At 67.8% G+C, this 26,003-nt stretch carries 26 protein-coding genes and 1 tRNA gene; 18 read left to right on the plus strand and 9 right to left on the minus strand.

Annotation, left to right across the window (positions count from 1 at the left end; all coding sequences use genetic code 11):
- Positions 1-48: 48 nt before the first annotated feature.
- The 5 genes from ACEE23_RS03565 (at position 49) to yedF (ending at position 3,868) form a co-directional block, all read left to right on the plus strand.
- Positions 49-1,050: a 4Fe-4S dicluster domain-containing protein gene (locus ACEE23_RS03565; protein WP_368521109.1), complete on the plus strand. Its 1,002-nt coding sequence runs from the start codon at positions 49-51 to the stop codon at positions 1,048-1,050.
- Complete coding sequence (gene nrfD, locus ACEE23_RS03570; RefSeq protein ID WP_368521024.1) at positions 1,047-2,165, plus strand: NrfD/PsrC family molybdoenzyme membrane anchor subunit; 1,119 nt, start codon at positions 1,047-1,049, stop codon at positions 2,163-2,165. The genes ACEE23_RS03565 and nrfD overlap by 4 nt, the downstream gene beginning before the upstream one ends.
- A gap of 129 nt (positions 2,166-2,294) precedes the next feature.
- Positions 2,295-3,296, plus strand: a complete 1,002-nt coding sequence (gene yedE, locus ACEE23_RS03575; protein ID WP_368519585.1) for a selenium metabolism membrane protein YedE/FdhT — start codon at positions 2,295-2,297, stop codon at positions 3,294-3,296.
- Positions 3,297-3,308: 12 nt separating this feature from the next.
- Positions 3,309-3,545, plus strand: coding sequence for a hypothetical protein (locus ACEE23_RS03580; protein ID WP_368519586.1), 237 nt, complete (start codon positions 3,309-3,311; stop codon positions 3,543-3,545).
- On the plus strand, positions 3,545-3,868 hold the full coding sequence (gene yedF, locus ACEE23_RS03585; RefSeq protein ID WP_290225688.1) for a sulfurtransferase-like selenium metabolism protein YedF: 324 nt from the start codon (positions 3,545-3,547) through the stop codon (positions 3,866-3,868). Before ACEE23_RS03580 ends, yedF begins: the two co-directional genes overlap by 1 nt.
- Here yedF and selD read toward each other — a convergent pair.
- Entirely contained in the window at positions 3,865-4,851 is a 987-nt protein-coding gene (gene selD / locus ACEE23_RS03590; RefSeq protein WP_448872768.1) for a selenide, water dikinase SelD, read from the minus strand. The two genes, yedF and selD, sit on opposite strands and share 4 nt — an antisense overlap.
- Before the next feature lie 180 nt (positions 4,852-5,031).
- Here selD and ACEE23_RS03595 point away from each other — a divergent pair.
- From ACEE23_RS03595 to selB, 3 genes are all read left to right on the plus strand, one after another.
- Positions 5,032-5,126 (plus strand) — tRNA-Sec (locus ACEE23_RS03595).
- Positions 5,127-5,153: 27 nt separating this feature from the next.
- Positions 5,154-6,446, plus strand: coding sequence for an L-seryl-tRNA(Sec) selenium transferase (gene selA, locus ACEE23_RS03600; protein ID WP_368521026.1), 1,293 nt, complete (start codon positions 5,154-5,156; stop codon positions 6,444-6,446).
- Positions 6,447-8,240: a selenocysteine-specific translation elongation factor gene (gene selB / locus ACEE23_RS03605; RefSeq protein WP_448872770.1), complete on the plus strand. Its 1,794-nt coding sequence runs from the start codon at positions 6,447-6,449 to the stop codon at positions 8,238-8,240.
- Between the two features lie 9 nt (positions 8,241-8,249).
- Here the strand turns inward: selB and ACEE23_RS03610 are convergent, their stop codons facing one another.
- Entirely contained in the window at positions 8,250-9,125 is an 876-nt protein-coding gene (locus ACEE23_RS03610; protein WP_368521028.1) for a hypothetical protein, read from the minus strand.
- Positions 9,126-9,486: 361 nt separating this feature from the next.
- Here ACEE23_RS03610 and ACEE23_RS03615 point away from each other — a divergent pair, with 361 nt between their 5' ends.
- Entirely contained in the window at positions 9,487-11,379 is a 1,893-nt protein-coding gene (locus ACEE23_RS03615) for a BCCT family transporter (RefSeq protein WP_368521110.1), read from the plus strand.
- A gap of 39 nt (positions 11,380-11,418) precedes the next feature.
- Positions 11,419-12,219, plus strand: a complete 801-nt coding sequence (gene zupT, locus ACEE23_RS03620) for a zinc transporter ZupT (protein ID WP_368519591.1) — start codon at positions 11,419-11,421, stop codon at positions 12,217-12,219.
- Here zupT and ACEE23_RS03625 read toward each other — a convergent pair.
- The 4 genes from ACEE23_RS03625 to ACEE23_RS03640 all read right to left on the minus strand — a co-directional run bounded on the left by ACEE23_RS03625 (position 12,188) and on the right by ACEE23_RS03640 (position 15,787).
- The gene (locus ACEE23_RS03625; protein WP_448872773.1) at positions 12,188-13,492 is read right to left on the minus strand and encodes a chloride channel protein; all 1,305 of its coding nucleotides are present in this window, start codon (positions 13,490-13,492) and stop codon (positions 12,188-12,190) included. The genes zupT and ACEE23_RS03625 overlap by 32 nt on opposite strands.
- Positions 13,473-14,390 (minus strand): DUF808 domain-containing protein, encoded by a 918-nt coding sequence (locus ACEE23_RS03630; protein WP_368521030.1) that lies wholly within the window; start codon positions 14,388-14,390, stop codon positions 13,473-13,475. Before ACEE23_RS03630 ends, ACEE23_RS03625 begins: the two co-directional genes overlap by 20 nt.
- A gap of 130 nt (positions 14,391-14,520) precedes the next feature.
- Positions 14,521-15,063 (minus strand): DUF402 domain-containing protein, encoded by a 543-nt coding sequence (locus ACEE23_RS03635; RefSeq protein WP_368521031.1) that lies wholly within the window; start codon positions 15,061-15,063, stop codon positions 14,521-14,523.
- Positions 15,064-15,067: 4 nt separating this feature from the next.
- Positions 15,068-15,787: an Rv1157c family protein gene (locus ACEE23_RS03640; RefSeq protein ID WP_409338323.1), complete on the minus strand. Its 720-nt coding sequence runs from the start codon at positions 15,785-15,787 to the stop codon at positions 15,068-15,070.
- 520 nt (positions 15,788-16,307) lie between these two features.
- Here ACEE23_RS03640 and typA point away from each other — a divergent pair.
- From typA to ACEE23_RS03680, 8 genes are all read left to right on the plus strand, one after another.
- On the plus strand, positions 16,308-18,218 hold the full coding sequence (typA, locus tag ACEE23_RS03645; protein WP_368519595.1) for a translational GTPase TypA: 1,911 nt from the start codon (positions 16,308-16,310) through the stop codon (positions 18,216-18,218).
- A gap of 86 nt (positions 18,219-18,304) precedes the next feature.
- Positions 18,305-19,903 (plus strand): ABC transporter family substrate-binding protein, encoded by a 1,599-nt coding sequence (locus ACEE23_RS03650; protein ID WP_368521033.1) that lies wholly within the window; start codon positions 18,305-18,307, stop codon positions 19,901-19,903.
- A complete protein-coding gene (mshB, locus tag ACEE23_RS03655) occupies positions 19,890-20,804 on the plus strand; it encodes an N-acetyl-1-D-myo-inositol-2-amino-2-deoxy-alpha-D-glucopyranoside deacetylase (protein ID WP_368521034.1) in 915 nt (304 codons plus the stop codon). The genes ACEE23_RS03650 and mshB overlap by 14 nt, the downstream gene beginning before the upstream one ends.
- The gene (locus ACEE23_RS03660; protein WP_368519598.1) at positions 20,801-21,184 is read left to right on the plus strand and encodes a hypothetical protein; all 384 of its coding nucleotides are present in this window, start codon (positions 20,801-20,803) and stop codon (positions 21,182-21,184) included. Before mshB ends, ACEE23_RS03660 begins: the two co-directional genes overlap by 4 nt.
- A 48-nt stretch (positions 21,185-21,232) precedes the next feature.
- Positions 21,233-21,556 carry a ferredoxin gene (fdxA, locus tag ACEE23_RS03665; protein ID WP_070769427.1) on the plus strand — a complete coding sequence of 108 codons (324 nt, stop codon included), beginning with the start codon at positions 21,233-21,235 and terminating at the stop codon, positions 21,554-21,556.
- A gap of 7 nt (positions 21,557-21,563) precedes the next feature.
- A complete protein-coding gene (gene dapC, locus ACEE23_RS03670; protein ID WP_368519599.1) occupies positions 21,564-22,664 on the plus strand; it encodes a succinyldiaminopimelate transaminase in 1,101 nt (366 codons plus the stop codon).
- Between the two features lie 8 nt (positions 22,665-22,672).
- The gene (locus ACEE23_RS03675; protein ID WP_368521111.1) at positions 22,673-23,473 is read left to right on the plus strand and encodes a pseudouridine synthase; all 801 of its coding nucleotides are present in this window, start codon (positions 22,673-22,675) and stop codon (positions 23,471-23,473) included.
- 57 nt (positions 23,474-23,530) lie between these two features.
- Positions 23,531-24,094 carry a GtrA family protein gene (locus ACEE23_RS03680; RefSeq protein ID WP_368519600.1) on the plus strand — a complete coding sequence of 188 codons (564 nt, stop codon included), beginning with the start codon at positions 23,531-23,533 and terminating at the stop codon, positions 24,092-24,094.
- A gap of 330 nt (positions 24,095-24,424) precedes the next feature.
- Here ACEE23_RS03680 and ACEE23_RS03685 read toward each other — a convergent pair whose 3' ends face one another.
- The 3 genes from ACEE23_RS03685 to ACEE23_RS03695 all read right to left on the minus strand — a co-directional run bounded on the left by ACEE23_RS03685 (position 24,425) and on the right by ACEE23_RS03695 (position 25,926).
- The gene (locus ACEE23_RS03685; protein ID WP_368519601.1) at positions 24,425-24,916 is read right to left on the minus strand and encodes a hypothetical protein; all 492 of its coding nucleotides are present in this window, start codon (positions 24,914-24,916) and stop codon (positions 24,425-24,427) included.
- 151 nt (positions 24,917-25,067) lie between these two features.
- Positions 25,068-25,490: an endonuclease domain-containing protein gene (locus tag ACEE23_RS03690; RefSeq protein WP_448871531.1), complete on the minus strand. Its 423-nt coding sequence runs from the start codon at positions 25,488-25,490 to the stop codon at positions 25,068-25,070.
- A 13-nt stretch (positions 25,491-25,503) separates the two neighbouring features.
- Positions 25,504-25,926, minus strand: coding sequence for a hypothetical protein (locus ACEE23_RS03695; RefSeq protein WP_448871529.1), 423 nt, complete (start codon positions 25,924-25,926; stop codon positions 25,504-25,506).
- Positions 25,927-26,003: the final 77 nt, after the last annotated feature.

A 26,003-nucleotide genomic window follows, 5' to 3' on the forward strand; every position in this document is an offset into this window, starting at 1 on the left:
TCCAACGCGCTGACCGAGCACTCCCACGGGTATGACTCATACACGCGCATGGCGTTTTTCACCGATACCTCCGTGTGCATCGGCTGCAAGGCCTGCGAGGTCGCCTGCAAGGAGTGGAACCGTAACCCCGTCGAGGGCTACGAGCTCACCGGCAACTCCTACGACAACACCGGCGCGCTGGGGGCGAATACCTGGCGCCACGTGGCGTTCGTGGAGCAGGGCGACGACCGCATCCAGGAGGCCCGCGAGGAGGGGCGGAAGCTCATCTCGCTGGGCATGCCGACCATCGGCGGCGCGGAGCCAGAGATTGACACCACCCCGCCGGATACTTCGGATTTCCGCTGGCTGATGTCCTCGGACGTGTGCAAGCACTGCACCCACGCCGGCTGCCTGGACGTGTGCCCGACGGGCGCGCTCTTCCGCACCGAGTTCGGCACCGTGGTCGTCCAAGACGACGTCTGCAACGGCTGCGGTACCTGCGTGGCAGGCTGCCCGTTCGGCGTGATTGAGCGCCGCGACGACGGCGGCGTGACCCTGAAGACGGACAAGACCGCCACCGTCGATCACCAGGACAACCCCCACGCGGGCGTCAACGTCTTGGCCAAGCTCAAGCAGCTTAAACCGCAGGGCGACGACCACACCGCGGGCCAGCCCATGCCGGTGAAAAACCTGGGCGTGGCCCAGAAGTGCACCATGTGCTACGACCGGCTAAAGATGGGGCAGGAGCCGGCGTGCGCGAAGACCTGCCCGACCAATTCCATCCAGTTCGGCACCTACGACGACATGCTCGCCGCCGCCCAGGAGCGCGTGCGCGAGCTGCACGCGCAGGGCCTGCACGAGGCGCGCCTCTACGGGGCGAACTCGGAGGACGGCGTCGGCGGCACCGGCTCGCTGTTCCTGCTGCTGGATTCGCCGGAGGTCTACGGCCTGCCGCCGGATCCGCGCGTGCCTACTGCGGATCTGCCGCAGATGTACAAGACAGCAGCTAAGGCCATCGGCGCGATGGCGCTGGCGGTCGCGGGATCCTTCGTGTTGGGAGGCAAGAAGTGAGCGCATACGACGAATACCGGCCCCCGCAGCCGGAGCGGGCTAACCGCTACAAGAAATTCGACGGCACCAAGCCGAAGCGCAAGAAGCGCGGCAAGGTAGGCGCCGGTGCGCAGGACGGCTCCAAGGAGCAGCGGATGGCGGAGGACTTCGAGTTCTCCTCCTACTACGGCAAGCCCGTGGTCAAGGCCCCGCCGTGGGAGTGGCCGATTGGCGTCTACCTGTTCCTAGGCGGCGTCTCCGGCGGTTCGGCGCTGCTGTCGCTGGGCGCGCAGGCCACCGGCAACCGAGCGCTGCGGCGTTCGACGTCTATCTCCGCCTTCGGCGCAGCCGCGGCCGGCTCGGTCTGCCTGGTGCTCGACCTGGGCCGCCCGGAGCGGCTGCTCAACATGTTCCGCGTGTTCAAGGTGACCTCGCCGATGAGCATCGGTTCCTGGATCCTGGCTACCTTCGCCACGGCGGCCTCGCTGCCAGCTCTGTCCGAGCTCGACGATGCCACCGGGCGCCGCGTCCCCCTGCCGAAGTTCGCGCGCAAGGCCGTGCACGGCGCGGCCGGCCCGGCCGGCGTCGTCGCCGGTGTACTGGGCGGCCCGCTGGCCGGCTACACCGCCGTGCTGCTGGGCAACACCTCGAACCCGACCTGGAACGACACGAAGCGGCACCTGGCCTTCGTCTTCGTCTCCTCGGCCTCGGCGGCGGCCTCCGGCCTGGCGATGGTGACCACCCCGCAGCAGTTCGCCGGCCCGGCCCGTGCCTTGGGCATGATGGCCGCGGTCAGCGACTTGGTCGCCACCCGCGTCATGGAAGAAAACATGGAGCCCGAGCCGCGCGAGACCCTGCACAAGGGCACGCCCGGCAAGCTGATGAAGGCCTCCGAGTACTTCATCGCCGCCGGGGGAGTGGGCACCGCGATTTCCGCGCTAACCAAGTCGCGGTGGGGCGCGGTCGCCTCCGGACTGAGCCTGCTGGCCGGCTCGGCGTGCACGCGTTTCGGCGTGCTGAATGCGGGTTTGGAGGCGGTCAAGGACCCGATGACGACCATCGGCCCGCAGAAGCGCCGCGCCGCCGCGCGGCGGGCGGAGCAGGGCTTGGATAGCTCGGTCGTCACCCCAGATTAGCGGGGGACAGCGCAGTCTGAGTTTTCGGTTTGTCAGCCCTGTCAAAGGGCGGCATAACGTTGGCTCGTGTGCCCAAGGTGGGACAGAACCTTCGGCACGAGCTACAACCGAATGAAAGATTGCATATTCGTGACTATTCCCCGCACGAAGTCGTCCTATGACAAGCGCTCGTACGACGCCTTCTATCGCAGCCGCGTAGGCCTTGCCCCTGGACCCGTGTTCGCCATCCTGGGCGTGCTCAGTGGTCTCTACTTCCTTCTGACCGGCACTGTTTGGGCAGTGACCGGCGAGTTCACCCGCCTGGGCGGCCACCTGGTCGAGGCCCTGGGCGCAGATATCCAGTCCTGGCAGTACTACCAGGAGGTCACCACCATGGAGGGCAACCCCCTCCAGCGCACCGACGGCTGGATCGTCGTCGCCATGCTCATTGGCTCCCTGGTGGCCGCCCTCATCGCCGGCGATTTCCGCTGGCGCATCCCGCCGCTGAAGCGCCGCTGGGTCCAGGCCCTGTGCGGCGGCATCATCGCCGGCTTCGGCGCCCGCCTGGCGTTTGGCTGCAACCTCGCCGCCATGTTCACCGGCATCCCGCAGTTCTCCCTGCACGCCTGGCTGTTTACCATCATGACCGCGGTCGGCACGGCCGTGGGCGTCAAGATCATCAAAATGCCGTGGTGGCGCGGGCCCTCCAAGCCCAAGCCGATCAACACGCCCAAGGTGGGCCTGGCGGACGTGCGCCGGCAGCTGCAGCGCAAGCGCTGGCTGGGCATCGCCGTGACCATCGTGACGCTTGTCATCGCCGTCGTCTACTTCGCTTCCGGCCAGCCGCTGCTGGGAGTGGCCGTCCTCTTCGGCCTGGCCTTCGGCGTGCTCATCCAGCGCGGCCAGATCTATTTTACCGCCGCGTTCCGTGACCTGTGGGTGACCAAGAAGACCAAGCTGGCGGACTCGCTGATCATCGGTCTGGCCGCCGCCGTCGTCGTGACCTTCGCGGTCCTGCTGCTTACGGATGCCACCCCGCTGACCAAGCCGGCCGGCTGGGGCACCATCCTGGGCGGCTTCCTCTTCGGCATCGGCATCATCTTCGCCGGCGCCTGCGAGACCGGCATGATGTACCGCGCGATGGAGGGCTAGCTGGTTGCCTGGGTGGCCTTCGCCGGCAACATCATCGGCGCCACCGTCTTGGCCTACGGCTGGGATCACTGGGGCATTTACGATGCCCTGGTGGCCAACGCCATCAAATTCAACTTCTACGAATCCTGGGGCCCGTGGCTGGCGCTCATCGCCTCGCTGGCCGCCCTCGGCCTGTGGTGGCTGGCGCAGGCTCCGCTGCGCACCGACCGCCGCGGCCGCCTCGACGCCCAGTACGGAAAGGACAACTAGTGAACGAGCTACCTGATTTCGAGCTGGATCTTTGCGGCGAATCTTGCCCCTACCCGGTTATCCAGACTTTGAGCGCCCTGCAGGACATGGACCCGGGGCAGAAGCTGCAGATCACCACCGACTGCCCGCAGGCCTTCCGCAACGTGCCTGACGATGCCACCGCCGCCGGCCACCGCCTGGTCGGCGAGCCGGAACGCACCGGCGCGCGCATGACCTTCGTCTTCGAGCGCGGTGAGCACGTCACCGGCCCGCGCATGGACAACAAAACCCAGCAGACCAAGCCGGGTCTGCTGGGCAAGCTGAAAAATAAGCTGGGCCGCTAGCGCACGCTAATCAGGGCCTCGCCGGTAGCCGGCACGGTGCGGCCGATGACCGGGTAGCCCGGCACCTCACCGATGAGCAGCAGGCCGCCGGAGGTCTGCGCGTCGGCCAGGAAGATGAGGTCTTCCTCGCTGGCCTCGCCGCCGTCCAGGTGCGGGCGGACCCAGTCCAGGTTGCGGCGGGAGCCGCCGGGGATGAAGCCGTCGGCCAACGCCTCGCGGGCGCCGTCGATGGCGGGCACGGCCGACTGATCAATCTCCGCCGCGATGCCGGAGGCCCGGCACATCTTGTACAGGTGGCCCAGCAGGCCGAAGCCGGTGATATCGGTCGCGGCCTTGATCCCGGCCTGGGTGGCGGCCTGAGCGGCCTCCCGGTTCAGCGTGGTCATGGATTCGACCGCCGACGGGATGGCCTCGCCGGTGGCCTTGTGCTTGTTGTTCAGGATGCCGACGCCGATGGGCTTGGTCAGGGTGATGGGCAGGCCCGCCTCGGCGGAATCGTTGTGCATGAGCTTGTCCGGGTCCACGATGCCCGTGGCCGAGAGCCCGTAGAGCGGCTCCGGCGCGGTAATAGAGTGCCCGCCGGTAATCGAAATGCCGGCCTGCTCGGCTACGTCCATGCCGCCGCGCAGCACCTCGCGCAGGATGTCCAGGCTCAGCACCTCGCGCGGCCACCCCACGAGGTTGATGGCGGTAACGGGCGTGCCGCCCATCGCGTAGACGTCGCTCAGCGCGTTCGCCGCGGCGACCCGGCCCCAGTCATAGGGGTCGTTGAGCATCGGGGTGAAAAAGTCGGCGGTGGAGATGACGGCCAGCCCGTCCTGGATCTTGACCGCGGCGGCGTCGTCGCCGGCGTCCAGGCCGACGATGACGTTCGGGTCCGCGTGGCCCACCAGGCCTTCGACGGCGGATTCGAGCTCGCCGGCGGGGATTTTGCAGGCGCAACCGCCGCCTGCTGCGAATGAGGTCAGCTTGATATCGTCCATGCCCCCGAGCCTACCCGTCAAAGCGCCCGGGATGGTACGGTTGTCGCCCCTCCCATGAACCCTTCGCGCTCACCGGGAGCAGGAAAGTGTGCACTTTGCTCGCGCTGGTGACCGCGAAGGGCGCACCTAGGCAGGCGGGCGCTGGTGTTGGCCGCGGGGGTGCTTGGTAGAGTCTCCGGTGGAGGCGTCTGCGTCCTGGTGGGCGCCCCGGTCTTCAAAACCGGTGAGGCCGAGTATCTCGGTCTGGCAGGTTCGATTCCTGTCCGTCTCCGCCAATAAGCTTATTTTTATCCAGGAGTGCCGTGACTGACCCGCGCCGCAACATCCCGCGCACCGATGAACTGCTGAAACTGCCCGAGGTCGAGCAGGCCCGGGCGCACGTGGCTGAGCCGGTGATTCGCAGCATCGTCGACGGTGTCCTCAACCAGGCCCGCCGCGGGCAGGTGCCGCCGGAGGACGTGGCGAGCGAGGTCGCCCGGCGAGTCGGCAGCGCCCAGCCGTATTCGCTGCGGCCGGTCATTAACGCCACGGGCGTTATCGTGCACACGAACCTGGGACGCGCCCCCTTGCCGCCCGCGGCCGTCGATGCCCTGGTCGCCGCCGCCGGCTACACCGACGTGGAGCTGGATCTCAAGACGGGCTTGCGCTCTAAGCACCGCGGACGCGGGGCGGTCAATGCGCTGCTTGCGGCGTGCCCGGCGGCTGAGGACGCGCTCATCGTAAACAACGGCGCGGCCGCCCTGCTGCTGGCTACTGCGGCGCTGGCCCCGCACCAGGAAGTGATTATCTCGCGGGGAGAGCTCATCGAAATCGGCGCGGGCTTCCGCCTACCGGAGCTCATCGAGTCCTCGCACGTGCGCCTGCGCGAGATCGGGGCGACGAACCGGACCCACCTCCACGACTACGTCGGAGTCATTGGTCCGGAGACCGGCGCCATCTTGAAGGTGCACCCCTCGAACTTCCGGATCACCGGCTTTACTAGCGCGGTCTCGGTGGAGCAGCTGCGCCCGGTCGCGCAGGAGCATGGCGTCCGCCTCATCGTGGACTTGGGATCGGGCCTTCTGACCCCGGACGCGACGCTGCCGGACGAGCCCGACCTGCACGCCCAATTGGCGGCCGGCGCGGACGTGGTCATCGCCTCCGGGGACAAGCTGCTGGGCGGCCCCCAGGCCGGGATTCTGCTCGGCACTCGGGAGGCCATCGCCTGCATGAAGAAGCACCCGCTGGCCCGGGCGCTGCGGGTGGACAAGCTGCGGCTCAACGCCTTAGAGGCCGCGCTGAACACGCCGAGCAACGCCGTCGCGGACGCGCTGCACGTCAGCGCCGAGTCGCTGAAAGCCCGCACGGAGGCGATGGCCGCGGAGCTGGGCGCGCAGGTCGTCGAGCACGCCGGGCGCGTGGGCGGCGGCGGGGCGCCGGAGTACCCGCTGCCCGGCTACGCCATCGCCTTAGACGACAAGGTGGCGGGGCGCCTGCGCAAGGGCAGCCCGGCGGTGCTCGCGCGCGTCCACGACGGGCGCTGCCTGGTGGATCTGCGCTGCGTGCCGCCCGGAGAAGATCCCACCTTGCTCGCGGCCCTGAAGGAGGCTATCTAGATGCAGGTCATCGCCACTGCCGGACACGTCGATCACGGCAAATCCACCCTGGTCAAAGCGCTGACCACCATGGAGCCGGACCGCTGGGAGGAAGAAAAGCGCCGCGGGCTGACCATCGACCTGGGCTTTGCGTGGACCACGCTGCCCAGCGGGGAAGACGTCGCCTTCGTCGACGTGCCCGGGCACGAGCGTTTCCTGGGCAACATGCTGGCCGGGCTGGGGCCCATCGGCCTGGGGCCGGCGCCCATCCTGCTCTTCGTCGTCGCCGCGGACGAGGGCTGGCAGGCCCAGAGCAGCGATCACCGCGACGCCGCGGTGGCGCTGGGTATCGAGCGCGCGGTGGTGGTCTTAAGCCGCGCGGACAAGGCGGACGCGCAACAGCGGGCTAACACCGCCGCCCAGGTCCAGCGGGAGCTGGCCGGCACGCCGCTGGCGCAGGCGCCGGTGGTGGAGGTCTCGGCGGTCACGGGCGAGGGCATCGACAAGCTGCGCGAGGCCCTCGACGGCCTGGTCGGGCCGGAACCGGACCCGGCAGCCGCCGTGCGGTTGTGGATCGACCGGTCGTTTAGCATCACCGGCGCGGGCACCGTGGTCACCGGCACCCTGGTGGCCGGCACCCTGCGGCCCGGGGACACTCTCAGCCTGTTCCAGGCCACCGGCGTGCGCGAGGTCGAGGTGCGCGGGCTGCACAGTGAGAACTCCGCCATCGACCTTGCCCAGCCGGTCAGCCGGGTGGCGGTGAACCTGCGCGGCATCGACGCCGGCACCATCCACCGCGGCGACGTGCTGGCCACCCCGGGCAAGTGGGAGGCCACCCGCGTTATCGACGTGCGCCGCACCACGGGCCGGGGCCTGGACGAGGTCCCGCAGGAGGTCGTCGCCCATCTGGGCAGCGCCGGGGTGGGTGTGCACGTGCGGCCCTTCGACGCCCAGCACGCCCGCCTGCAGCTGCCGGAGCCGCTACCGGTCGTGGTCGGGGACCGCCTCATCCTGCGCGGCTCGGGCGCGCGCCACGTGCTGGCCGGCGTCGAGGTCATCGACGTCGCCCCGCCGGAGCTCAACCGACGCGGGGACGGGACCCGGCGCGGCCAGGTGCTGGCGGGCATTACCGATGCCAGCGACGCCGGGGAACAGGTACGTCGCCGCAAGGCCGTGCGCGTCGAGGACCTGGCCCGCCAGGGCCTGGATACGGACAACCGACCGGCCGGCGTGGTCGCCTTCCGCGGGTGGTGGATTGCCGCCCGCGCGGTCACGGAGTGGAAGACCGAGCTGCTGGGCGCACTCGAGGCCTATTTCGCCGACAACCCGCTGGCCGCCGGCATGCCGCGCGTGGCCGCGGTCCACCTGTTGGCCTTGCCCGGCGAGGAGCTTCTCGACGTCGTCATCGCCGCGGCGAAGGTCAGTTCCGCCGACGGGCTGCTGAGCCTGCCGGGGCGCCAGGCGGGCCTCGGCGCGGCGGAAGAAGGCATCGCCAAGCTGGAAAAGCAGCTGGCCGATGCCCCCTGTGCGGCGCCCGAGGCCGGCGACCTGGAGGCCTGGGGGCTGGGCGCGAAGGAGCTGGCCGCTGCCGAGCGCGCCGGGCGCGTGGTGCGCCTGGGCGGCGGGGTGGTGTTGGTGCCGGCCAGTCTGGAGTGGGCCAAGGCCCGCCTGGGCGAGCTGGACCAGCCGTTTACGACCTCGCAGGCGCGCCAGGCGCTGGGCACCACCCGCCGCGTGGTCATCCCGGTGCTCGACCACTTCGATGCCCAGCGGGTGACCCGCCGGATCGACGCCGGGCACCGCGAGCTGCGCTAGCGGGAGGCGCTAGTCCTGCGCCGGCGGGTCGTGGTGCAGCTTCGGGAAAGGCCCGAAGGCGCTCCTGGGGACCTCCTCCTCGTCGGGAGCATCGGGCCCTAAAACCGGCCGCCCGCCCGGGGTGGGCAGGGGGAAGGCGGCGCAATCGAGAGTGACGTCCCAGACCTGGGGGACCGGCTGCGGGCGGGCCGGCCAGGCCTGCGCGTCCGGCAGCGCAGGCGGGACGGGGCGAAAGCGCAGCGCTTCTGCGTCGGCGGGGACATCGACGGCGATGCTGCCGTCGGCCACATAGGCACGCGCACAGACGGAGCGGTCACCCGCGGCATCGAGAGCTGCGGTCAGCGCCGGGTAGTCGGCCGGGGCCCCGATGGTGCCTAAGACGTGGTCTTCGGTGCTGGCGATGAGCTCCGCGGCCTGCCTGTCCACGCGCACGATGAGCTGGCAGGCGCGGCTGCGCGCCGCGAAATCGTCCGGCAGGTCCCCGCGGGAGGTATCCACCGCGGCGGGCTGGCCGCCGTCGAGGAGCGCTGCCTGGGCCGGCACCGTGTTGACGGGGACCAACCATTCGTCCGGGCCCAGGTGGATGCCGACCTCGACCTGGCCGTCGGCAATCTCGCACTGCGCCCACGTGGTGGGCACCAGCCCGGCGCGCCGCAGGCGCTCCAGGGAGGGGAAGGCCACCGCTTCTTCCGCGGTGATGGTGGCGATGATGCCCACGGCGGCCCGGACCCGCCAGCCGGTAGGCAGGGGCTCCAGGCTAACCTCTAAGACCTGCGGCTCGTGCGCCAGGCCGGGCAGGCTCAGCACCGCGGCGGGGATGAGGTGATCCAGGAGGGCCAGGTGCTCCACGCCAAGGAACTGGGCGGGCAGATGGTAGTTACGCATAAGGCGGCGCTCCTGCGGTTGCTTTGAGAAACGGGTGGGCTCAGCCAGAACCAGCCGAAAGCTGAGCGGCAAGCCCTCACTGCCAGACAGTCTATCGAGGCCTCCGCCGCCTTTACCCGATTACTAGGGTGGACGTTCGCCCAAAGTGGAGAAGTCCAGCACACAGTGCGTTATGGTATACGCCACAGAAGTATCGACTTATGTGTTCTGTCCACTCTTTTATCCACTCGGGAATCGAGTGTCTAGGGCAAGGAGGATCCTCATCTCGCAGCAAGAACCTTCATCATCGTCCGACGCCGGCGTAGGGTCGGAACCGGTTTCGGCCCAGCGCGGCGCCGGGCACAACCGCAAGCCAGGCCGCCTGCCGCAGGCCAAGCGGGTGCTCAAGGACATCATCTACCCGCACAACATCCACCCGGCGCTGGTGCCGGGCGTGTCCATCGAGGACCAGAAGATCAAGTACGGGGTGGACAAACCCATCCTGGTGGTGGTCGGCGGCCTCATCGTGGCGTTTATCATCTGGGGCGTGCTGGCCCCGCAGCAGGTTTTCGATGCATCCTCGGTCGCCCTCGAATGGGTCATGACGAACCTGGGCTGGATCTTTACCGTGCTGGCCATCGGGCTGGTCTTCCTGCTCCTCATCCTGGCGTTTTCCCGCTACGGGCGCATCCCGCTCGGCGTGGACGGGGAAAAGCCGGAGTTCTCCACGGTCAGCTGGGCGGCCATGCTCTTTGGCGCCGGCATCGGCATTGGCATCATCTTCTTCGGCCCCTACGAGCCGCTCAGCCACTACCTCTCGCCGCGGCCCGGGGCCTACGAGGCCGCCAGTGAGGAAGCCATGATGGGCGCGATGGCACAGGCGGCCATGCACTGGGGATTGAATGCCTGGGCCATCTACGCCATCGTCGGCCTCGCCGTGGCTTATGTGTCCTACCGCCGCGGGCGCGTGCCGCTGATGAGCTCCATCCTGTTGCCGCTGCTGGGAACCAAGAAGAACGACTCCTGGCAGGCCCGGGTTATCGACGGCCTGGCGATCATCGCCACGCTGTTCGGTACGGCGGCGACGCTCGGCATCGGCGCGCTGCAGATTAGCCGCGGCGTCGAGGTGGTCACCGGCTGGTCGCCGGAGGGCAACGCCCTGGCGCTGGTCATCATCATGGTGCTCTCGGTCGGCACCATCGCCTCGGCGGTCTCGGGCGTGGCCCGCGGCATCCGTTGGCTGTCCAACATCAACCTGGCCCTGGCGCTCGGCCTGGCGATCTTCTTCTTCGTGGTCGGCCCGACCGCGTTTTTGGCCAATATGCTGCCGGCCGTGGTCGTCGAGTACGTCGGCTCCATGCCGGACATGCTGGCCGCGAACATGGGCGAGGGCGAAGAGATGCAGGCCTACCTCTCGGCCTGGACCACGTTCTACTGGGCCTGGTGGGTGTCCTGGGCGCCGTTCGTCGGCGTCTTTGTGGCCAAGATTTCGCGCGGGCGCACCATCCGCCAGTACATCCTGGGCGTGCTTTTTATCCCGTCCGCCATCATCGTGGGCGCCTACACCATCCTGGGCGGGACCACCATCTGGCTGCAGCGCCAGTCCAACGCCGTGGCTCCCGACGGCACCGCCGAGTCCATGCCCGCGCCGGAGGAGATCTTCTTCGTGGTGCTGGATAAGCTCCCCGGTACCGAAATCGTCGCGCCGCTGGTGATGGTGATGCTCGCGGTCTTCTTCGTGACCACCGCGGACTCGGCCTCGCTGGTCAACTCGCAGATGACGCAGAAGGGCAACCCGCGGCCCAAGCCCTGGATCACCATCTTCTGGGTGCTGTGTATGGCCGGCATCGCCGTGGTGATCCTGCTGGCCGGCGGTCGCAACGCCCTGCAGGGCCTGCAGAACCTCATTACGATTACCGCGCTGCCCTTCGCCGTCATCATCGTGGCCATGTGCGTGGCCTTGGTGCGCGAACTGCGCAACGACCCGATGAGCATCCGTGCCCACTACGAGTCCCAGGCGATCTCCAACGCCGTCGTCCACGGCGTGCGCGACTACGGCGACGACTTCGCCCTGACCATCGAGCCGACCCCCTCCGAGTCCGACTACGCCACCGGCGCCGACTTCGACTCCACCGCGGACGAGGTCACCGAGTGGTACACCCGCACCGACGAGGAGGGCAACGCCGTCGGCTACGACTACGAGACCGGCGAGTACATCGCCGAGGACAACAGCGGCGTCGAGCCGGAAGGCGACGGCGGAGTTAAGTCGGACTAATAACGGCGGGGGAAAGGCCGGGCCTTTAAGGTAGTGGGCATGCACGATCTGCCCACCATCGCCTTCGCCTTCGGGCTGGCGCTGCTGGCCGGCCTGTCCACCGCGATCGGTGGCGCCATTGCCGTCAGCCGCCGCAACCCGGGCCCCGGCTTCATGGCCGGGGCCCTGGGCTTGTCGGCCGGCGTGATGCTGTACGTCTCCTTCGTCGAGATCCTCCCGGAGGGCAAAGAGCAGCTCACCGAGGCCTTCGCCGACGCGCGCGCCGGGACCTGGGCGGCCGTCGGCGCGTTCTTCGCAGGCATTGCCGTCATCGCGATCATCGACCGCCTGGTGCCGGAGGAAATTAACCCGCACGAGCCCGGCACCACCGAGGAAGCCGCTCGCCGCCGCCGGCTCATGAAGACCGGGGTGTTCACCGCCGGCGCGCTGGCCATCCACAACTTCCCGGAGGGTTTTGCCACCTTCCTGGCCGGCCTCGAGGACGTCCAGGTCGCGCTGCCCGTCGCGGTGGCGATTGCCATCCACAACATCCCCGAGGGCATCGCCGTGGCCGTGCCGCTGCGGGAGGCGACCGGCTCGCGCGCCAAGGGCTTCTGGTGGGCGCTGGTCTCCGGCTTAGCTGAGCCTATGGGCGCGCTTATCGGTTTCGTGCTCCTGATGCCGCTGCTGGGACCGGCGACGATGGGCATTAGCTTCGCCGCCATCGCCGGCACCATGGTCTTTATCAGCCTGGACGAGCTGCTGCCGACGGCCGAGGAAACCGGCAAGCACCACTTCGCCATCTACGGCGTCATCGCGGGCATGGCCATCATGGCGCTGTCGCTGCTGCTGTTCCTGTAGGAGTCTTGCGCGCAGCCGCCGCCCGCCGCGCCCCGCGGGCGAGGTAGAACGAGCCCAGCGCCGAGACGACAATTGGGCCGACCAGCCACAGCGGGGCCGCGGTCAGTTCCCAGGTGATGACGGCGGCGAAGAGGGGAGCCCGCTGAGTGACCGCCAGCACTGCGGCGGCGCCGATGAGCGCGCAGGTGATGATCGAGTATTCGCTGTCCATCCACGGCAGGCCGGCCCAATGAAAGAAGAAGGCGGCGGCCCCGCCCAGCGATGCCCCCGTGGCCAGTGCGGGCGTGAGCGTGCCGCCCACGGCCCCGCAGCGCAGGCAGAGCACCGTCAGGACAGGTTTGGCCACCAGCAGGCAGGCAAAGAGCGCGCCGCTGCCGCCCAGGTGCAGCGTGAGCTGGATGATATCGAAGCCGTTGCCCGGCACGGGCGGCAAGACCAGCGCGCAGGCGCCCACGGCCGCCCCGGCCGCGCCGACGGAAAGCGGCAGGTACCACCGCGGCGGGGTGCGGTTGCGGCCGGCCCAGTCCGCGCCGGCTGCGAAAGCGCCGCCGATGCCGCCGGCCAGCGGCATCACCACCACCATCCAGCCCACGGCCGCCAGGACGAGCCCGCGGCTGGGGGAGAAGTCGGGCAGCGTATAGAAAGCCTGGTGGCCCACCACCGGCCAGGCGGTTACGGTCGCCAGCCCGGAAACCGCCAGCGCGGAGCACACCGTGCGGAAGGTGGGGGTTATCCGCATTACGGAGAAGGCGAAGATGGCCCCGGCCAGCGGGACGTTATAGACCGCGCCCAGCCCGGCGCCGGCGGCGATAGGCAACAGCTCGCGAACGACGCTGTCGGTATGGCCGTCTTTCCGGGGGAAGGCCGCGGCGAGGGCGGCCGCACCCTGGCGCGGGGCGTTCTCCCGGCCGATGGAGCTGCCCGTGCCGGCGGCGAGCAGTTGGAAGGCGGCATCGGCTAGCGTGCGGCCTAGCGGCAGGCCCCGGCCGCCGCTTAACGCGTCGTCCACGGTGCGCACGGGACCGCCGCGGCGCAGCCACCACCAGCCGGCCCCGGCCAGCAGCCCGCCGGCGGACGGCACGCCGACGACGGTTAGCCAGTGGGCAGGGCCCGGATCGTCGTGCGCGCCCACCAACAGGAGGGCGTCGACGAACAGCGTCATGGCCATGCCGACCAGGCCGGCGGAAATACCGCTCGCGACCAGCAGGGCCAAGTAGGAAAGCCGGGATTTCAGCCGCGTGCTACGGGTGGTGCTACTTGGCCGCCCGGACATGCTGAATACCTTCGACGACGGCGACGATGATGGCGCCGCCCATGAAACCGAAGACCATCGAGCCGGCGGTATCGACCAGCCACTCCAGCACGCCGGCGGGGACCAGCTGGCTTAAGTGGTGGACGGCATCGGCGGGCGCGCTCAAGCCGAACTCGGCCAGGCCGGAGGTCAGGATGTGGCCGCCGACCCACAGCATCGCGGCGGTGCCGATGATGCCGATGATGTGCAATACGTAGGGCATGCCCTTGACCAGGGCCTTGCCCACGAAGGAATTGCCCTCGCGGCGCTCGAGCAAGCGCAGGCCGATGTCATCCATCTTGACCAGCACGGCCACAGCGCCGTAGACGCCCAGGGTGAAGACGATGGCGATGGTGATCAGCGTGACCACGCGCAGCCCGAAGGACTCCTCCATCAGCTCGTTGAGAGCGATGACCATGATCTCGGCCGAGAGAATGAGATCGGTGCGGATGGCCGAGGAGACGAGGGAATCCTCAGCCTCCGGGCCGGACTCGCGCACCGGCGTTTCCTGATCCTGCATGCCCGGCAGCAGCTTCGCGGCGATCTTGTGGGCGCCCTCGAAGCACAGGTAGCAACCGCCCAGCATCAGGATGGGGGTCAGCGCCCAGGGGGCCAGCCAGGACAGCAGGAGGGCCACCGGCAGGATGATGATGAGCTTGTTGACCAGGGAGCCCTTGGTGATGCGCCAGATCATCGGCAGCTCGCGCTTGGGGTCCACGCCGGCGACGTATTGCGGGGTCACGGCGGCGTCGTCGACCACCACGCCGACGGCCTTGGCGGAGGTCTTGCCCGTCAGCGCGGCGACGTCGTCGATCGACGAGGCCGCCGAACGCGCGATCAGCGCGATGTCATCGAACAAGGCAAGAAGGCCACCGGCCATGAAACCACTCTCCGAACAGTGCTAGGCGAATAAAGGCGAAAGCAAGAATTTTAAGCAAAAATCAACAGCTAAAACGATTGCAATCTACCCCGGATCCCCGGCGGCTGCAACACTTGCGACGCTAGAGTGCTTAGGCGTTGCCGGCGGGCACGAGCTCTACCTCGTCGGCCCACGTGAGCGGGAAGCCCAGCTGGTGCAGCCACTCCATGGCGTCGTCGCGGTGGCGGGTGATGCCCTCGACCGCGGTCAGGGTGGCATCGATAGCGCCCTCGGCCTCCTCGGCGGTGAGGTAACCGGCGGAGGTGGCGGCCGCGAGCTCGTCGATGTCCAAGACCTCGACCGGGCGGCCGGTCAGGGAGACCAAGTCGACGTAGAGGTCACGAGTGGACCACACGTCGTCGGTCACCGAGATATCTGCGATGTCGAAGTAGAAGTCCTGGGAGTGCTCGACGCCGGGGCGGAAGTGGAAGATGTTGGCGCGCAGGCGCAGTTCCGGCAGGAGCCAGGACTCCAGGTAGCCGAAGCACGGGTGGTCGGCGCCGCGGCCCATGTAGAGGCCGAAATCGGTGCGCTCGTAGCGGTCGACCGGGCGGTTAAAGCCCTTCGGATCGATGTTGAAATCGCCGCGCGTGTCGAAGGTTTCTTCCTTCACGGGATGCAAGTCAACGCTCATAGCTTTAATTAACCTCCACGATGGCGGCGGTGGGGGCGAAGCGGCAGCTGCCCTCCTCGGTGTTGACGGCGCCGCTGAGCAGGGCGACGACGGTGCCGGGGCCGGTGGCGGCGCGGCCCGAGATGGTCGCCGGGCCGTCCGGGTTAATCCCGTGGTCGCCCAGCGCGGTAACGCCGCTGCGGAAGTTGTTCAGGTTGAACCAGTGGACGTTCATCTGGCCCTGGTTGGGCGTGGCCGCCTGGGTGCCCATGGCGGTGAACAGGAAGGCGGTCTCGCCGGCGCCCGCGCCAGGGGTGGGGATCTTGGTCGGACCGGGCACCGCGATGGCAGACCCGACGGAGTCCTGCGTGCCGCCGATGCAGCGGCCGGAGACGGTCGGCCAGTAGAACTGGCGGAAGTTCGGGCCGCCGACGGGCATCTCCACGCCGGCCTCGCCGCCGCCCTGGCCGGTGGTATAAGCCAGCGCGGCCAGGATGGCGTTGCGCGCGTCCTCCGGCATCCACGGCTGGTAGGCGAAGTCGCGCACCTGCGCGGCCGCCTGCGGGGTGGGCCGGCCCAAGTGATCCACCGGCAGCGAGGAGCCGACGGCGTCTTCGAACTGCGCGCTCAGCTCGGCGGCGGACGACGCGGCCGAGGCGGCGGGCGCCGGTACCTGCGCGGCGGCCTCGGCGGGGGAGACCATGGCAACGAGGGCGCCGATAAGGCCGGCGGTCGCGGCTGACATGGCTGCCGCGCGGCCGAGGCGGGACGTCGAGTTCCGGCGGCGCGGGTGGTTGGCGTGGTCCGCAGAGGAAATGGTCACGATGAACGCAGTCCTTGGGTGGGGGATAAGTTCTAGTAAAGAAGTCGTTGTCCGGCGGTGACTAATCTGACCCCGGGATTTGTGTCTGCAAGCCTCCTGAGTCACATTAGTTACAGCCGTAACAACTTCACCTGTAGTAACAGTATTCAATTTTTGGCAACAGTCAACTGGAAACTTGACTATTACTTCATCTTTCGTCGAATGTAATGGTTTCGTTACACATCCCAGCGCGGGGCAAATGCGGAAGCCGCTGCGGGGGCCGGGAGGGCGGCGGGGATAATTTTGGGCGGTTTTTCGGTGGCCAATTCTGCAGCGAACCAGCAGGCGGGGTATCGTAGTACCCCGTTGAAAAATGTCCCGTTCCTGGGAGCCTGGGCGGCAAGAGCCTGCTCCCGGCAAGGAAAGCGGGAAACCCGAGATTCCATTGAAGGAGAATCGATTCGTGACCCATACTGAGTTCCGTAACGTCGCCATCGTCGCCCACGTTGACCATGGCAAAACCACCCTGGTCAACGGCATGCTGGAGCAGTCCGGCGCTTTCGGCGAACACGGCGAACACACGGACCGTGTCATGGACTCCAACGACCAGGAAAAAGAGCGCGGCATTACCATCCTGGCCAAGAACACCGCGATTATCCGTAAGGGTAAGGGCAAGGATGGCGCCGACCTTATTATCAACGTCATCGACACCCCGGGCCACGCCGACTTCGGCGGCGAGGTCGAGCGCGGTATCTCCATGGTCGACGGCGTGGTCCTGCTGGTCGATGCCTCCGAGGGCCCGCTGCCGCAGACCCGCTTCGTGCTGACCAAGGCCCTGGAGGCCAAGCTGCCGGTCATCATCGCGGTCAACAAGACCGACCGCCCGGACGCCCGCATCGACGAGGTCGTCACCGAATCCCAGGACCTCCTGCTGGAAATCGCCGCCGGCCTGGACGATCCGGAGGCCGCGGCCGCCGCCGAGGAGCTGCTCGACCTGCCGGTGCTCTACGCCTCCGGTCGTGCCGGCATCGCCTCCACCGAGAACCCGGGCGACGGCAACGTGCCTGCCGGTGAGGACCTGCAGCCGCTCTTCGACGTCATCTACGACGTCCTGCCGGAGCCGTCGGCCACCATCGACGCCCCGCTGCAGGCGCACGTGACCAACCTGGACTCCTCCGACTTCCTGGGCCGTATCGCGCTGCTGCGTATCTACTCCGGCACCATCAAGAAGGGCCAGCAGGTCGCCTGGATCCACTACGACGACGAGGGCAACCAGCACACCAAGACCGTCAAGGTCGCGGAGCTGCTGCGCACCGTTGGCTTCGAGCGCCAGCCGGCCGAGGACGCCATCGCCGGCGACATCGTGGCCATCTCCGGCATCTCCGACATCATGATCGGCGACACCATCGCGGACCCGGAGCACCCGGAGGCCCTGCCGCGCATCACTGTCGACGAGCCGGCCATCTCCATGACCATCGGCGTGAACACCTCGCCGATGGCCGGCCGTGGCGGCGGCGACAAGCTGACCGCCCGCCTGGTCAAGGCCCGCCTGGACCAGGAGCTCATCGGTAACGTCTCCCTGCGCGTCCTGCCGACCGAGCGCCCGGACGCCTGGGAGGTCCAGGGCCGCGGCGAGATGGCGCTGTCCGTGCTCATCGAGTCCATGCGCCGCGAGGGCTTCGAGCTGACCATCGGCAAGCCGCAGGTCGTCACCCAGGAGATCGACGGCAAGGTCCACGAGCCCTACGAGCTGATCACCATCGACGTGCCCTCCGAGCACCAGGGTGCGGTCACCCAGCTGATGGCCACCCGCAAGGGCCAGATGCAGTCCATGGACGTGCGCGAAGGCGACTGGGTCCGCATGGTCTTCCGCATCCCGGCCCGCGGCCTCATCGGCTTCCGCACCCAGTTCATGACGGAGACCCGCGGCGCGGGCATCGCCAACTCCATCTCCGACGGCCTGGACGTCTGGGCCGGCGAGATCAAGTCCCGCCCGACCGGCTCCCTGGTCGCCGACCGCACCGGCCAGATCACCCAGTACGCGCTGACCCAGCTGGCCGACCGCGGCAGCTTCTTCGTGGAGCCGGGCGACGAGGCCTACGAGGGCATGGTCGTCGGTGCCAACAACCGTGATGAGGACATTGACATCAACATCACGAAGGAAAAGAAGCTGACCAACATGCGCTCGGCCACCGCCGACGCCACGGTCACCCTCGCCAAGGCCCACACCCTGAGCCTGGAAGAGGCCCTCGAGTTCTGTGGCACCGACGAGTGCGTCGAGGTCGCCCCGAACGCCCTGCGCGTGCGCAAGGTGATTCTGTCCGCGACCGACCGCAAGCGCGCGGCCTCCCGCAACAAGCAGCTCAATAAGTAGTTCGCCCGAGCGTTAACTACCTCATCCCGCCCCTACTGCACTAAAGTGGGGCGGGATTTATTTCTTTCTAGAAGGCAGGTGCACCGGTGACAAAGCCGTTTCGCGGCGCGATCGCGCTGCTGAGCGCCGGGCTGCTGGGCGGCGGCGTTCTCAGTGCGTGCGCGGCGAACCCGGGCCCGCCGCCGGTGGTCGAAGAGGCCCCGTCGGAGCCCTCTACCACCTCGACGACGACCAACCCGCCGCCCGAGCCCACCGAGCGCTCGCGCGTGGCCGTCGGCGTCGACCCGCTCCAGGCCGGGTTGAACCCGCACCTCTTGGCGGACAACCAGCAGCTCGTTGAAGACATCGCCGACCTCGTGCTGCCGTCGGTTTTCCATGGGGACCAGCTAGATACCGACGTGGTGGACTCCGCCGAGGAAGTCGAGGCCCCGGAGGGCGTGGCCCAGCGCCTGCGCTACGAGATTTCCTCGGCCGCCCAGTGGTCCGATGGCACCCCGCTGACCTCAGCCGATTTCAGCTACCTGTGGGAGAAGATGCGCAGCGCCCCAGGGGTGAAATCCCCGGCCGCCTACCAGGCGATCAGTGCGGTGCACAGCTCCGACGGCGGCAAGATTGTCACCGTGGATCTATCCACCCGCGTGGCTGACTGGCGCGTGCTGTTCCAGCACCTCTTGCCCGCCCACCTGTTGGAGGAGGGCGACGCCTCCTTTAGCGCTGCCCTGGCCAACGACATCCCGGCCTCGGCCGGGCGCTTCCTGGTCGCCTCCGTGGACAACGCCCGCGGCATCATCACCCTGAACCGCAACGACCGCTACTGGGGCGCGGAGCCGGCCCAGCTGGACGTGATCGAGCTGCACTACATGCGCTCGTCCCAGCAGGCGGTCAACATGTTGCGCACCGGCCAGGTCGGTTTCGCCGACATCCTGCCGGAGCAGACCACCATGGAGTCGCTGTCCCTGGTGCCCGGGGTCGAGGCCCAGACCCAGGCCGGGCTGCGGCAGCTGCGCCTGCAGCTATCCACCCGCACGCTTGCCGATGCCTCCGTCCGCCGCGCCCTAGCCAGCCTCGTCGATACCGATCAGCTGGCCCGCCTGGCCACCGGCCGCAGCGCGGACCTGGCCGTGGCCCGCAACCCGGTGTCCGCCGGCGCGGATCTCACCCCGCTGCGCGAGCTCGCCGAGAACCGGCCCATCCGGCTGGCCGCGGACCCGTCCGACGTGCCCGCCACCAACGCCGCCCATGCGCTCGTGGACGTGCTCACCAGCCAGGGCATTGCCGCCGAGGTGGTCGGGGAGAAGATGTCGGTCATCACCTCCACGCTACTGCCCAACGAGCGCGCCGATGCCGTCCTCGCCTGGCACGACCTGACCTTGCAGCCGGCGGACTTCGCCGACTATTTCGTTTGCCCGAGCCCCGAGAACAAGGCTGGCGGCGACCTGTCCGGCTATTGCCCCGAGGACGCCGAGGCGCAGCTGGGGCGTATCCTGGGAGGCGAATACACGGGCGAACAGGCCCTCGAGCAGGTGCGCGCCCTGAATGCGGCCCAGACCCTCTACGTGCCGATCATCGACGAAACCCGGGTACACGCCGTGGGCCGGGGCATCGCCGGCCCCGCGGGCGCGCCGGCCGAGTGGTCGCTGGAAACCGCCCCAACCTGGAAAGAAGGAGAACGTGTCGAAGACTAACCTGGACCTGTCGGGATTTCGGGTCTTGCTGACCCACGCGCATCCGGACGACGAGACCCTGTTTACCGGCGGGACCATCGCCGGGCTGAGCGCGCGCGGCGCGCAGGTCACCGTCGCGACGGCCACGCTCGGCGAGGAAGGCGAGGTCATCGGGGACAAGTACCAGCACCTGGTGGCGGACGAGGCCGACCAGCTGGGAGGTTTCCGCATCGGCGAGCTGGACGCCGCCGTCGGTCACCTGGGCGCGCGGTCGGTGCTGCTGGGCGGGCCCGGCCAGTTCCGCGACTCCGGCATGGCAGGATCCGCCGCCCACGCCAACCCACGTGCCCTGGTCAACCGCGTCCCGGAGGCGGCGCAGCTCATCGCCCAGCTCATCGACGAGCTACGCCCTGATGCCGTCATCACCTACGGGCCCGACGGCGGTTACGGGCACCCCGACCACATCGCGGTGCACCAGGCTACCCACCAGGCGCTAGAGCAGGCCGGATGGGCCGTGCCCCGGGTGTGGTGGGCCATCTACGAGCGCGAGCTGACGCTGGGGGCGCTGGAGACCCTGCGCGTTCCGGAGGGCTGGCAGCTGCCGATCGCCGATTACCTAGACAACTTCACCAACGCCGGCGCCGATCTCAAGGTCCGGCTCACCCCGGCCGCCTACCAGGCCAAGCGGCGCGCGATGGCCGCCCACGCGACCCAGATCTGGCTCGGCGACGGCACCGTCACCGAGACCAACCCGGAACCCGCCTGGGTGCAAGCCACCAACCCGGCCGAGGTGCCCACCGGCTACGCGCTGTCCAACCGCCTGCTGATGCCGCTGCCGCGCACCGAGTCCTTCCAGCTCGCCCAAGGCCCGTCGCCGCTCGGCGAGGGCATCCGTGGGCTGCTGGGGGAGCTAGACTCATGAGCGGCGAGGAGGCGGTTATCCGCACCGACTTCACGCGGGCCGAGGCCGTCGGTGGGCTGACGTGGCTGTGCCTCGGGGCGGCGCTGTCCTGTCTGCTGGAGGTGGTCTACCTCAACGCGTGGATTGGGCCGGTACCGTTCCCGATTACCATCGTGGTGGCGTTCCTGTTCAACCACGTGCTGACCAAAACGGCGCGGCTGTGGAGCTCGAATCCCTTCGTGGTCGCGCTGCCTTTGGCGGTGTGGATCCTGCTCTTCGCGATATTTTTGTTTGGCGTTGAAGTAACCGGGGATCAACTACTAGCCAATAATATTCGCACCGTGTGCCTGCTTTTTGCGGGCATAGCGGGCGGTGTCTGGCATTTTGTCAAGACGAAGTGACATACTATTTAACGGCCTAAAAACTGGATCAGGAGATAATTTTCACCCATGACTTATACAATCGCCCAACCTTGTGTTGACGTGATGGACCGGTCCTGCGTCGAGGAGTGCCCGGTCGATTGCATCTATGAAGGCAAGCGTTCCCTCTACATCCACCCTGACGAGTGCGTGGACTGCGGCGCCTGCGAGCCCGCCTGCCCGGTGGAAGCCATCTTCTACGAGGACGACGTGCCGGACGAGTGGCTCGACTACAACGACGCCAACGCCGCCTTCTTCGACGATCTGGGTTCCCCGGGCGGGGCTGCCGCCTTGGGCCCGCAGGACTTCGACGCGCCGATGATCGCCGCGTTGCCGCCACAGAATCAGGAGTAGAAGCACCATGAACCGCACCCCGCTGGGGGAGAAGCTACCGGACTTTCCCTGGGACTCGCTGGCCGATGCCAAGGCCAAGGCCGCCGCGCACCCGGACGGAATCATCAACCTGTCCGTCGGGACCCCCGTGGACCCGGTCTCGCCGGGGGTGCAGCTGGGCCTGGCATCGACGGCCGCGGAGCCGGGTTACCCCGCCACCGCCGGCACGCCGCAGCTACAAGAGGCCATCGTGAGCGCTTTGGAGCGGCGCTACCACGTGACCGGCCTGGATACCCAGTCGGTGCTGCCGGTTATCGGTTCTAAGGAAGCCATCGCGTGGCTGCCCACTCTGCTGGGGCTCAGCGGCCACCGGATCGTGATCCCCGGCCTGGCGTACCCGACCTACGAGGTGGGCGCCCGTCTCGCCGGCGCCGAGGTTGTCCGAGCCGACGACACCGCCGACTTCGGCGATGCCTCGCTGGTCTACCTCAACTATCCCGCCAACCCGACCGGGGAGGTCGCCTCCGTCGAGCACCTCCGCGAGGTAGTCGCCTGGGCCCGGGCTCACGATGCCATCGTCGCCTCCGACGAGTGCTACCTCGGCCTGGGCTGGAACGACGACAACCCGCCGGTGTCCATCCTGGACCCGCGCGTGTGCGACGGCGACCACACCGGCCTGCTGGCCCTGCACTCGCTGTCCAAGACGGCGAACCTCGCGTCCTACCGCGCGGCGTTTATCGCCGGCGACCGCGACCTCGTCCAGGAGCTGCTGGCCGTGCGCAAGCACGCCGGCCTCATCGTGCCCGGCCCCATCCAGTCCGCGATGGTCGCCGCGCTTGACGACGACGCCTCCGAGCAGCTGCAGCGCCAGCTCTATGCCCGCCGGCGCGTGGCGTTGATGAAGGCACTGACCGCAGCGGGCTTCAAGATCGACCACTCCGACGGCGGCCTCTACCTGTGGGCCACCCGCGGCGAGGACTGCCGGGCGACCGTCGACTGGCTGGCCGAGCGCGGCATCCTGGTCGCACCTGGCGACTTCTACGGCCCGGCCGGCAAGCAATACATCCGCATGGGCCTCAACGGCACGGACGAAGGTATTGCCGCCGCGGTGGAGCGCCTGGGGCGCTAGTGCCGCCCATCGGCTGCCGGGAGGGTATCTCCCCGCAAAAGACCGTCCTGCGCGGTCGCGTTCCGTGGGAAGGGGAGTACTGGGCCGCCCGTGCTGGTGATTCCCCGTTTGCCGAGGGCGAGAAACTCCGTCCCGGCCAAGCGTTGCCGCGGCCCGTGCCGGCGTGGTTTCACCCCGTCGTGCCGGCGGAAGTGGAGGTCCCGTTCTACCACCGCGTCCTCTTCGCTGACGAGGACCTCATCGTGGTGGACAAGCCGCACTTTCTGCCGACGACGAGCAACGGGCGCATCGTCCGCAACACCGTCCAGACCCGCCTCCGCCTCGAGTTCGGCGAGGACGAAATCGTGCCCATCCACCGGCTGGACCGGCTGACCGCGGGGATTGTGGTCTGCTCTCGCCGGCGCGCCACCCGCAGCGTCTACCAGCAGCTTTTCGCCCAGCGCCGCGTTCGCAAGCAGTACCGCGCGGAGCTTTCCGCCCCGCTGGACATCGACGAGCTCATAACCCTGCCCATGCGCAAGATCGCCGGGCAGCGCCGCGTGGCCGTCGATGCCACCGGCACCACCACCCGCACCCGAGTCCGCGCGCACGGGCGGGTGGCCGACCTGTGGCCGGAGACCGGGCACACGCACCAGCTGCGGGTGCTGCTGAACCACCTGGGCGCGCCAATTCTCGGCGACGACACCTACCCAATCGACCGTGGCCTCGACCTTTACGACTTTTCCCGGCCGCTCAAGCTGTGGCACACCAGCCTTAGCTTTACCGATCCGTTGCAAGGCACGCAGCGCCGGTTTTCGCTCCCGCAGTAGTCGCGGAGTATTCTCGAAGAGTTATTGTTGTTATCCGCAGGCCTGAAAAGGTAGTTCATGAGTGAGCAGAGCTTCGCGCGCATGGCGGCCAACCTCCGGCAGTTCATCAAATTCGGAATGGTGGGCGGCTCGGGCGCGCTGGTTAACTTTGCCGTGTTCGTGCTGTGCAAGAAGATTGCCGAAGGCTTCTTCTCCGTGCACGAGACCGACGTCTGGTTCCCGATTTTCGGCACCGAATTCAACGTGCGCTGGTACAACGTCTTCATGGTGATCGCTTTCCTCGTGGCCAACACCTGGAACTACCAGCTCAATCGCATGTGGACCTTCAAATCGGTCAGCAGCGTGTCCTGGCTGCGCGGCTTCTTCCCGTTCCTGCTTACCGGCCTTGGCGCGCTGGTCGTCTCACAGATTTTCATGGTTCTGCTGATGAACCCCACCACGCCAATCGGCCTGCCGCGCGATATCTTCGACGACTCCACCGGCCTGCGCACCATGTCCTACTGGGCCAACATGATTTCCGTCATTCTCGCCATGCCGGTCAACTTCATCATCAACAAGCTCTGGACCTTCCGCTCGCGGCCCGAGGGCCCGCGCGTCGTCCACGAGCAGGAGCCCGCCTAGCGCTTATTCCCGGCCCGCTTCTCCCGCTTCCGCTTGGTTTCGCGCAGCCGTTGGCTCCTGTTTCCGGCTCTCCGCCGGCCCGCGCGCCCTCCGCGCTCACGGGTAGGGGATTGGTGCGCGGATTTGCCTTGCCGGTGACCGCGAAGGGTTCATGCGCGGTAGCGCCGGTCGGCCGGCTACTCGTATGTTCAGCAGAACTTTCCTCGCGCGCCCTTCGCGCTCACGGGCAGAGGATTGGTGCACGGATTTGCCTTGCCGGTGACCGCGAAGGGTTCATGCGCGGTCGAGTGAGGTTTCGGCCAGGCGGTAGTCGCCCAGCCGGCCAGCTAACTAGTCATCGAATGAGGCGTCCAAGCGCCGCTGGTCGCGTGCGCGGAGGAGGTTGATGATGAGCGGGGTGAAAACCAGCCCGCCGAGAAATCCCAAGATACCGCCGACGATGATGCCGCTAGCCGTATCAAGCTGGCCCGCCTGGTAGGTGTTGTAGAACATGCCCGCCATCATGATCGCAGCTGGTAGAGCGACAAGCGCGGTGGGAAGAAGACGCGGGGTAGCGGGCTTCGGGCGGGGAATGTGCTTGGTCATCCATTGGGTGCTGAGCATTTCGGCCAGGACGTACGGCAGAATCACGACCACGGAAACTTGGGAGAGCTGCCCGTCTAAGAGCCAGGCGAAGATTGCGCCGACGGTGTACAGGCTGAAGACCATCGTGGAATACCCCACGGCGTAGGACTTGTATACTATCTCCCGCTGGTACTCGTCCTCGGTGCACGCCTCGACCTGCTCAAAGGTGTGATTCGCGATGTGATCGGCGATCGACATGGCAGGTAATCCTTTCTTGGCTCTTGCCACTCCCGCCGGGGACAAAAACCGAAGGCTACGGAGGCGGGAGGTCCCATTGGCACCGAGCCAACGGCGCAACAGGCCCATCTTCGTGATTAAGCGTAGAGAATAGCGGGCTACCTGGCAAAGCTTAAAGGTTCCAGTGCCACTTCCAAGCAGGCTCGCGGCTGACATACGTCATTTGCCCGGGGTGTCCTCGCGTGCGGCACCGAATAGCGTCGCGGATCTGGTTGATCACACTGGGAAGGTTGAAGCGAATGCAGTCGCCGGTAAACCGAAGCACCAGGTAGCCGTGGTTCTGGCCGGCATTAGATTTCATGCGGTCGAGGATGAAGTTGCGGTGCTGGCTATGGTAGGTATAGCCGTCGACCTCGATGAGAATCTTCCACCGCCGCAGCTCCAGGTCGAAGCGGTAGCCAGCCACGACCGAGTTATGAATCGGGTAAATTCCCTCCTTGCGCAGGGCGCGCGCAAGTTCCCGCTCGCGCAGCGAATCCGTGCCGATGGCGCACTCGCGCAGGCACGCCCGCAGGCCCTTGGGTATCCGCCCCATCCGGCGCCTGTCCTTAGCCAGCCGAGCCCGGCCGTCTTTGCCGTGGTAGTGCCCTTCCAGCATGGGCCCGCTGCGCTCCGGGCAGCGCCGCGCCGCCCCACAAGGGTTCCACGACCCGAAAACCATTGACCTGCTGCTTCGAGCGCAGCCGTGAATGCACGACACGGAAATTCTCACCCACGATGGTCCGCGGCCCCTCCAGCGTCAGTGGAAAGCTCAGCGGCAGCCCACAGTGCACCTCGATGGCGCTTCGCCCAGCCAGCGCCGCACGCGGATACGCCGCCAGCAGGCACGTCGCGACCTCGTGAGCGCTCGGTTGCTGGTCCGTGTAGACGCCGCGATGGATACGAAAAAGTCGGCCCTCGGCCAGCAGCGTTCGAATCCGCCGCTTGCCGATGCCCTCCTCCCGCAGCCGCGCAGTCGTCCACATCGCCATGCACCTAAAGCTAGGCAGCGGGCAGAGTCATTGCTAGGGAAGAGGGCGGAAATGGCCGACAAACGCTAAAAATACTC

The sequence above is a fragment of the Corynebacterium sp. 32222D000AT genome (assembly GCF_053546955.1).